The organism is Kitasatospora sp. NPDC001540 (genome assembly GCF_042894345.1).
Lineage (GTDB): Bacteria > Actinomycetota > Actinomycetes > Streptomycetales > Streptomycetaceae > Kitasatospora > Kitasatospora phosalacinea_C.
The window spans coordinates 74,141-81,569 of sequence record NZ_JBIAVO010000034.1 but is presented as its reverse complement, the minus strand read 5'-3'; the positions used below and the strand labels follow the sequence as shown (position 1 = coordinate 81,569).

Genomic DNA, 7,429 nt, shown 5'->3' with positions numbered 1-7,429 from the left:
GGGGGGGGGGGGGGTTTGACCATCTCCGGGGGGGGGGGGGGGGGGGGGGGGGGGGGGGGGGGGGGGGGGGGGGGGGGGCCCCCCCCCCCCCCCCCCCCCCCCACGGCCGCTGTCGTCAGATGCAGCAGCAGTTGCCGTAGCCGTAGTTGGTGCAGAGCGCGGTCAGGCGCACGGCGCCCGGCTTGCGGACGACGATCTTCTTGCCGCCGACGGTCTTCTTCACGGTGGGTTCCCCCTTCTGGTGCGGTGCGCTGCGCCGGTCGGCGCCTCGCATGTGTCCAGAGTGTGGCGGGGCTGTGTACGCGTGATAAACGGCCCATTGCCGCGCAGTTCGCGCCGCCCGTTCCGTGGGCGACCTTTTACCGGAGGATCGCCCGGGCATGACCCGGCCGGTGGCGCTACAGCTCCAGCGTCACCCCGTAGCGGCGCAGCCAGGCGTCCAGCATCAGCACCACCTCCCCGGCGTTGCGCAGGTCCGCGCCGGGCGCGTCGGCGACGGCGGCGCCCGCCGCGGGGAGGTCGAGCAGGTCGCGGACGGGGGCGTCGCGGTCGGCGAGCAGGGTGTGCAGTTCGGTGCGCAGCGCCTCGGCGTAGCGCGGGTCCTGGGTGGAGGGGTAAGGGCTCTTGACCCGCTGGGCGACGACCTCGGGCAGCACGTCGCGGGCGGCGGCGCGCAGCAGGGACTTCTCCCGGCCGTCGAAACTCTTCATCGCCCAGGGGGTGTTGAAGACGTACTGCACCAGGCGGTGGTCGCAGAACGGGACGCGGACCTCCAGGCCGACGGCCATCGAGGTGCGGTCCTTGCGGTCGAGCAGGATCTGCACGAAGCGGGTCAGGTGCAGGTGGCTGATCTCGCGCATCCGGCGTTCGTGGCCGCTCTCCCCCGCCAGCCGGGGGACTTCGGCGAGGGCCTCGCGGTAGCGGGCGTCCCGGTAGCCGGGGAGGTCGAGCTTGGCGAGCAGGCCGGGGGCCAGCAGCGACTGCGGGCCGAGCCGGGAGGCGCCGCCGCCGAAGCCCTTGGCCAGGACGTACGCCCAGGGGAAGCCGTCGTGGGCGACGGCGGCCGGGTCGTGGAACCACGGGTATCCGCCGAACACCTCGTCGGCGGACTCGCCGGACAGCGCGACGGTGGACTGCTCGCGGACCGCCTTGAACAGCAGGTAGAGCGAGGTGTCGCCCTCGCCGAGTCCGATCGGCAGGTCGCGGGCGGTCAGCACGGCGTCGCGGTGGCGGCGGTCCGTCAGGTCGGCGGTGTCGAGCACGATGTCGCGGTGGGCGGAGCCGACGTGCGCGGCCAGGGCGTGCGCGTAGGGGCCGTCCGGGGTGCCGCGCAGGGCGTCGGGGGTGAAGTTCTCGGTCTGGCCGGTGAAGTCGACGGCGAAGGAGCGCACCGGGCCCCGTCCGGCGGCGGCCAGGCCCTGGGCGGCGAGCGCGGTGATCACCGAGGAGTCGAGGCCGCCGGAGAGCAGGGTGCACAGCGGGACGTCGGCGACCAGTTGGCGGGCGACGATGTCGTCGAGCAGTTCGCGGACGGTGGCGACGGTGGTGGGCAGGTCGTCGGTGTGCTCGTGCGCCTCCAGGGCCCAGTAGCGGCGTTCGGTGAGGCCGCCGCGGCGCACCCGCAGGGTGTGGCCGGGCTTGAGTTCGCGCATGCCGCGGTAGACGGCGTGGCCGGGGGTCTTGGTGAAGGCGAGGAGTTCGGCCAGGCCCTCGGCGTCGACGACGGCGCGCGCCTGCGGGTGGGCGAGGATCGCCTTGGGCTCGGAGCCGAACAGCACGCCGTCGGGGGTGGGCCGGTAGTAGAGCGGTTTGACGCCCATCCGGTCGCGCACCAGCAGGAGTTCCTCGCTGCGCGGGTCCCACAGCGCGAAGGCGTACATGCCGTTGAGGCGCTCGGTGAACGCCTCGCCCCACTCCAGGTAGGCGTGCAGGACGACCTCGGTGTCGCTCTCGGTGCGGAAGGCGTGGCCGCGGGCGCGCAGTTCGGCGCGCAGTTCGCGGTAGTTGTAGATCTCGCCGCTGTAGGTGGTGACCAGCACGGCGCGGCCGTCGTGCTCGGCGGCCATCGGCTGGCGGCCGCCGTCGAGGTCGATGACGGCGAGCCGCCGGTGGCCGAGGGCGACGTGGGTGTCCAGCCAGGTGCCCGCGGCGTCGGGGCCCCGGCAGGCCATGGTGGCGGTCATCGCGGCGAGGGTGGTGTGCTCCGTGCTCAGGTCCCGGTCGAACGAGACCCATCCGGTGATCCCGCACATGTGAGGTGTGGCCCTTCCTGCAGGAGGCCGGTGCCGTGCCGCCCCGGGGTGGTGGTGGGGGGCGGGGCCGTCTCCCGTACGGCCGCACCGGCGTCACGACGCTAGGCGGGAAGGGTGCATTCGACAACCAAGTGTTGGTCATGTACGCACAGTTCGGGCCACCCGCGACCCCCGCCCCCACCTGCGCCGACTCCCCCTCGACTCCCGCCGCCCGCCCGGACATCTGGCCCGAACCGGTGCACCCGGGCCGCCCGCCCGGGGGCACCCCTCTGTCGCGGCCGCCACCGTCCGGTGGTGAACTGGGACGGTGAGCGACCAGCCCGGCAGCACCGAACCCCCGATCCCCGGCACGGCCGTCGAACGCCGCCCGGCCCCCGTGGTCCGCTGCCGCCGCTGCCACCGCCCGCTGCGCAACCCCGAGTCCCGCTGGGAGGAGCTCGGCCGCCACTGCGCCGACGCCCCCGCCCCCGTCCGGATCTACGTCATCGACCAGGAGCCCCTGCCCGGCACCTGACGCCCGCTCGGCCCGCTCGGGGCCGGAGCTCACACCCGTGCGCGCGCCACCCGACTGCCCTCCCCCGCCAGCACGTCGTCGCACGCGCAGCCCGGCAGCGTCGCCGGGTGGGTGGGCGGCCCGTCCCAGCCGTCCCGGCGTTCGCGGTCGGCCAGGGCTCCGGCGAGGACGGCGCGGTGGACGGCCCGGGCGAGGCGGGAGCCCCAGTACGAGCGGGGGCCGCCGAAGGGTTCCGGCTCGCCCCCGGCGCGGACGGCCACGCAGATCGCGTCGGAGGGCGTGCCGGAGCAGTCGTACCCGGCCTCCAGCAGGGCCTGGACCTTCGCCTCGGTGGCCGTGGTCAGCAGGTTGACCAGCCCGGCGTCGGAGACCGGCGCGGGGACGACCGCCAGGACGTTGATGGTGCCCGGCGCGTACCCGGAGGGCGGGTCGGGCGCGGCGGCCCAGGTCGGGACGCCGATGCCGGTGGTGACCACGGCGGTGGCGCCGCCGTCCTCGGCCCAGGTGCAGGCGTCCACCTCGGCGGCCGTCATCAGGGCCGTGCCCGGCCCGGACAGGCCCTGCGCGGCGGCGAGTTCGGCCAGGTGCTCGGCCGGGTCGAGGCGCCCGTACCCGGCCCGGACCTGCGCGTTGAGCACCCAGTGGCGTTCACCGATCCCGCCGCCGAGGACGCCGGACCCGGCCATCCGCCAGCCCGGCCCGGCCCGCCACACCAGCAGGTGCCGGCAGGCCCCGTCCTCGATCCGCACCGCCCGCTGGATCCTGACCGCCCGCTGCTCGTTCATGGTCCGACACCCAACCACACCGGTCCGGTCGGGATTCGCCCCGGCCCGACCGGATGCGGCAGAGTGGCGTCATGACCCCGCAGCCCGCCGCGCCCGCCGCCCGTGCCGCCCGCACCCCGGCCGCCCCGGCCGCGCCCGCCGCCGGGGCCCGCCGCCGACCGGTGCAGCAGCGCAGCCAGGAGCGGTACGAGCGGCTGCTGGACGCCTGCGCGGGGCTGTTGGACGAGGTGGGTTCGGCGGGGCTGACCACCAAGGAGGTGGCGCTGCGCGCGGAGGTGCCGATCGGCACCCTGTACCAGTTCTTCGCGGGCAAGGAGGGCCTGCTGGCCGCCCTCGCCGAACGCAACCTGGCCCGCTTCCTGGACGGTCTGGCCGCCCGGGTCGCCGCCGCCGGTCCGGGCGCGCCGGGCGTGGCCGCCTTCACCGAGCACGCGGTGGACGAGTTCGTGGCGATGAAGCGCACCGTCCCCGGCTTCGGCCACCTGGACTTCGGCCTGGTCGACACCGTCCCCGCCGAGGTCGACGACCTGCACCTGCTCGACGCCGAGCTCGACAACAACGCGGCGGTCGCGGCCCGGCTGCGCGCGATCGGCGGCGAACTGTTCGCCGCGCCCGGGTACGCGCTGGCCCTGCGGGTGGCGATGGAGTGCGCGGACGCGGTGCTGAAGCTGGCGTTCCGGGCCGACCCGCAGGGCGACCCGGCGCTGGTCGCCGAGTGCAAGCGGCTGCTGCGCCGCTACCTCGCCGAGCCCCCGCCGTCCGCGCCCGGCTGAGCCCGCGCCCACCGGCTGGACCCGCCCGCGCCGTCCGCCTTTGCGCCGTCCGGGTGCCCGCCGCACAGTGGAGGGGAAGCTCGCAGACCCTGTCCCTCCGCCCGCGGGAGTGATCCGATGCAAGCCACGGTGGGTGACCACGTCCACATGTACAGCAGGTCGGTCGGCATGACCGACCGCCGGGGTGAGATCGTCGAGGTGCGCGGCACCGACGGCGAACCCCCGTACCTGGTCCGCTTCGAGGACGGCCACGCCGGTCTCGTCTATCCCGGCCCCGACTGCGTCGTCGAGCACCGTCTCGGCGAGGAGCAGCGCTGACCCCGGGCCCCCGCCGGGCCCGGTAGGAGGAGTGCCCGCCCTTGTCGCCGCCCCTGCCCGGCCCGTTGGCCCACCTCGCCCCGCTGCTCGACGACTACGGGTACCTCGCCGTCGGGGTGCTGGTGTTCCTCGACAACTGCGTGGTCCCGGTGCCGGGCCAGACCATCCTGGTGCTGGCCGCGGTGTACGCGGGCGCGGGGCAGCTCTCGCTGCCGGTGCTGCTGCTGGTCGCCGTGCTGGCGGCGGTCGCGGGCGACGCGCTGGCGTACGTGATCGGCCGCACCGGCGGCCTGGCGTTCGTGCACCGCTGGGGCCGGTACGTGCGGCTGACCCCGGAGCGGATGGAGCGGGCCGAGGCGTTCTTCCGCCGCCGCGGCGGCCTGGTGGTGACGGGGGCCCGGTTCGTCGACGGCCTGCGCCAGACCAACGGCCTGATCGCGGGCACCACCGAGATGCCCTGGCGCCGCTTCCTGCTCGCCAACGCGGTGGGCGCGGCACTGTGGGCGGGCGTGTGGACGGCCGTCGGCTACTTCGCGGGCAGCAACATCGACACCCTCTACCGGGAGGCCGTCCGCTACCAGGTGCTGCTGTTCGCGGTGCTGGCCGCCCTGCTCCTGCTGCTGGCCGTCCGCACCTGGCTGCGCCGCCGCCGTCGCCCGCCCCGGGACGCGGCGGCGGGCCGGATCCCGCACCAGAACGGCCAGGGCGAGGACGAGGACGACGACGTGCCCACCGACGGGAACGGCCGCCCCTGAGGGCCCGGGTCCTGAGGGCCTAGGGCAGGTCGCCGTCCCCGCCCAGGTTGGCCACCATCCGGCGCAGGACGTTGATCGTGGTCACGAAGTCGGCCGGGTCGACGCCCTCGTGCACCTGCCGGTGCACCCGCAGGTTGCGTTCCCGGGCCCGGAGGCGTCCGGCCTCCCCCTGGTCGGTCAGCGTCATGCGCCCGGCGTCCTCCACCAGCCAGCCGCGGGCGACGAGGTCGTCGTAGACGCCGTCGAAGTCGGTGCCGAGGTCGTCCCAGGCGGTCAGCCGCTCGGTCAGCGCCGCCCTGGTCCACCGGCCGGGCGCTCCGGCGACGTGGTTGAGCGTCCACCAGTGCGGCTGGGTGAGGTCCTCCACGGCCAGTTGTTCGCGCAGCGCCCCGACCACCAGTCGGCCGGCCAGGCCCGCCCAGGCCCCGATGGGCTGGGCGGCCAGCTCCTCCTGCGGGTACTCCTTCAGCGTCACGTCCACGTGCCCCTCCCGGTGTCCGACGGAACGTCCCCACCGTAGGAGTTCAAGTCCGCTTGAGGTCAAGGCCGTCAGCGGAGGGTGACCACCTCGAAGGCGGCGGCGTAGCGGGTGCCGAGGCGGGCCCCGGCGGCGCGGCCCGTGCCCTCCAGGAACTCGGCGGCGTTCGCCATCTCCCCGCCGAGGCCGTCGAGGTAGGCGCGGTGGGCCTCCAGCGAGGCGACGCCCGCGGCGAAGGTGTCGGTGGTGTCGACGGCGTGCCGCGCGTCCGGGGAGCCCGCCGCCCAGAGCTGACGGACGCCGTTCCAGGGCTGGTGGCCCTCGGCGGTGAGCTCGCGGAAGACCCAGCGGTTGCCCGCGTCGCGCACCGCGTCCAGGGTGGCCCGGCCGACGGCGATGTGGTCGGCCTGGTTGGGGAACGCGCCGCCGTAGGTGTCGCGGTAGTTGGTGGTGATGACGATGTCGGGGCGGTGGCGGCGGATCGCCCGGGCCAGGTCGCGGCGCAGCGGCAGCCCGTACTCGACGACGCCGTCGGGGTACCCGAGGAACTCGACGGTCTCGACGCCGACGAGCCGGGCCGACTCGACCTGTTCGCGTTCGCGGACGGGGCGGCACTGCTCGGGTTCCATGCCGTCGATGCCCGCCTCGCCGCTGGTGACCATCAGGTAGCCGATCCGCTTGCCCTGGCCGGTCCAGCGGGCGACGGCGGCGGCCGCGCCGTACTCCATGTCGTCGGGGTGGGCGACGACGGCGAGGGCGCTCCCCCAGTCCTCGTCGAGCGGCTGGTACGGGGGCGGGGCCTGGTCGGTGCGGTCGTTCATGGTGCCGGTGGTGCCTTTCGTTCGGTCCCCGCCCCCGGTGGCCGGGCGGGGGGTCAGCGCGCGGTGCGGATGGCGTAGTTGAAGTCGGCGTGGCCGTAGTGGCGCATCAGCCGCAGCCAGAACGGCATGAGCATCTCCAGGCCGCGGGCGGCGTCGATCCCGCCGAGGTCGAGGATGTCGGCGGCGGGCCAGCCGAACTCGGTGAGCAGGGCGACCACCTGGGCCTTGCCCTCGGCGTCGTCGCCCGCCACGAACAGCTGGTGCTCGCCGGGGACGCGGCCGGGGTCGACCATGACCTCGCAGTTGACGGTGTTGAGCGCCTTGACGACCCGGGTGCCGGGCAGGGCGCGCTGGAGGCGCTCGCCGACGCTGTCGTCGTTGACCGGGTCGAGGGTGACCTCGCCGGTCGGGGAGAACACCAGCGGGTTGGACACGTCCAGCAGGGTCTTGCCGGCCAGGTTCTCCGCCCCGGCGAGCTCGACCGCGGCCAGGGCGACGGTGCCGCCGGTGGCGTTGACGACGAGCTCGCCGAAGGCGGCGGCCTCCGCGAACGTCCCCGGGTGGGCGAGCGGGCCGGAGCGCGCGGCCCAGTCCTGCGCCGCGGCATTGCCCTTGCTGCGCGAGCCGAGGGTGACCTCGTGGCCCAGGGCGACCAGCTTGCCGCCCAGGGTCTGCCCGACCGTTCCGGTGCCGATGATTCCGATCCGCATCCGCCTGCTCCGTCCCCGCGTCA

10 protein-coding genes are annotated in these 7,429 nt (G+C 75.3%); 4 read left to right on the top strand and 6 right to left on the bottom strand.

Features of this window, described 5'->3' with window-relative positions:
- Window positions 1–115: 115 nt before the first annotated feature.
- Both ACFY00_RS30480 and asnB read right to left on the bottom strand, forming a co-directional pair.
- The gene (locus ACFY00_RS30480; RefSeq protein ID WP_388035314.1) at window positions 116–274 is read right to left on the bottom strand and encodes a hypothetical protein; all 159 of its coding nucleotides are present in this window, start codon (window positions 272–274) and stop codon (window positions 116–118) included.
- 124 nt (window positions 275–398) lie between these two features.
- Window positions 399–2,252, bottom strand: coding sequence for an asparagine synthase (glutamine-hydrolyzing) (gene asnB / locus ACFY00_RS30475; protein WP_388035311.1), 1,854 nt, complete (start codon window positions 2,250–2,252; stop codon window positions 399–401).
- A 307-nt stretch (window positions 2,253–2,559) separates the two neighbouring features.
- Here asnB and ACFY00_RS30470 point away from each other — a divergent pair, with 307 nt between their 5' ends.
- Window positions 2,560–2,766: a DUF6011 domain-containing protein gene (locus ACFY00_RS30470; RefSeq protein ID WP_388035308.1), complete on the top strand. Its 207-nt coding sequence runs from the start codon at window positions 2,560–2,562 to the stop codon at window positions 2,764–2,766.
- 29 nt (window positions 2,767–2,795) lie between these two features.
- Here the strand turns inward: ACFY00_RS30470 and ACFY00_RS30465 are convergent, their stop codons facing one another.
- Entirely contained in the window at window positions 2,796–3,551 is a 756-nt protein-coding gene (locus tag ACFY00_RS30465; RefSeq protein ID WP_388035306.1) for an adenosylcobinamide amidohydrolase, read from the bottom strand.
- A gap of 71 nt (window positions 3,552–3,622) precedes the next feature.
- Between ACFY00_RS30465 and ACFY00_RS30460 the strand changes: the two genes are divergently transcribed.
- The 3 genes from ACFY00_RS30460 to ACFY00_RS30450 all read left to right on the top strand — a co-directional run bounded on the left by ACFY00_RS30460 (window position 3,623) and on the right by ACFY00_RS30450 (window position 5,397).
- Window positions 3,623–4,324, top strand: coding sequence for a TetR family transcriptional regulator (locus tag ACFY00_RS30460; RefSeq protein WP_388035304.1), 702 nt, complete (start codon window positions 3,623–3,625; stop codon window positions 4,322–4,324).
- 117 nt (window positions 4,325–4,441) lie between these two features.
- Complete coding sequence (locus tag ACFY00_RS30455; RefSeq protein WP_285740487.1) at window positions 4,442–4,642, top strand: DUF1918 domain-containing protein; 201 nt, start codon at window positions 4,442–4,444, stop codon at window positions 4,640–4,642.
- Window positions 4,643–4,683: 41 nt separating this feature from the next.
- Entirely contained in the window at window positions 4,684–5,397 is a 714-nt protein-coding gene (locus tag ACFY00_RS30450) for a DedA family protein (RefSeq protein WP_388035301.1), read from the top strand.
- A gap of 19 nt (window positions 5,398–5,416) precedes the next feature.
- Here ACFY00_RS30450 and ACFY00_RS30445 read toward each other — a convergent pair whose 3' ends face one another.
- The 3 genes from ACFY00_RS30445 to ACFY00_RS30435 all read right to left on the bottom strand — a co-directional run bounded on the left by ACFY00_RS30445 (window position 5,417) and on the right by ACFY00_RS30435 (window position 7,406).
- Window positions 5,417–5,878, bottom strand: coding sequence for a MarR family transcriptional regulator (locus tag ACFY00_RS30445; protein WP_388035298.1), 462 nt, complete (start codon window positions 5,876–5,878; stop codon window positions 5,417–5,419).
- A 68-nt stretch (window positions 5,879–5,946) separates the two neighbouring features.
- Window positions 5,947–6,696 carry a PIG-L deacetylase family protein gene (locus ACFY00_RS30440; protein ID WP_388035296.1) on the bottom strand — a complete coding sequence of 250 codons (750 nt, stop codon included), beginning with the start codon at window positions 6,694–6,696 and terminating at the stop codon, window positions 5,947–5,949.
- A gap of 53 nt (window positions 6,697–6,749) precedes the next feature.
- Window positions 6,750–7,406 (bottom strand): NADPH-dependent F420 reductase, encoded by a 657-nt coding sequence (locus ACFY00_RS30435; RefSeq protein WP_388035293.1) that lies wholly within the window; start codon window positions 7,404–7,406, stop codon window positions 6,750–6,752.
- Window positions 7,407–7,429 lie beyond the last annotated feature (23 nt).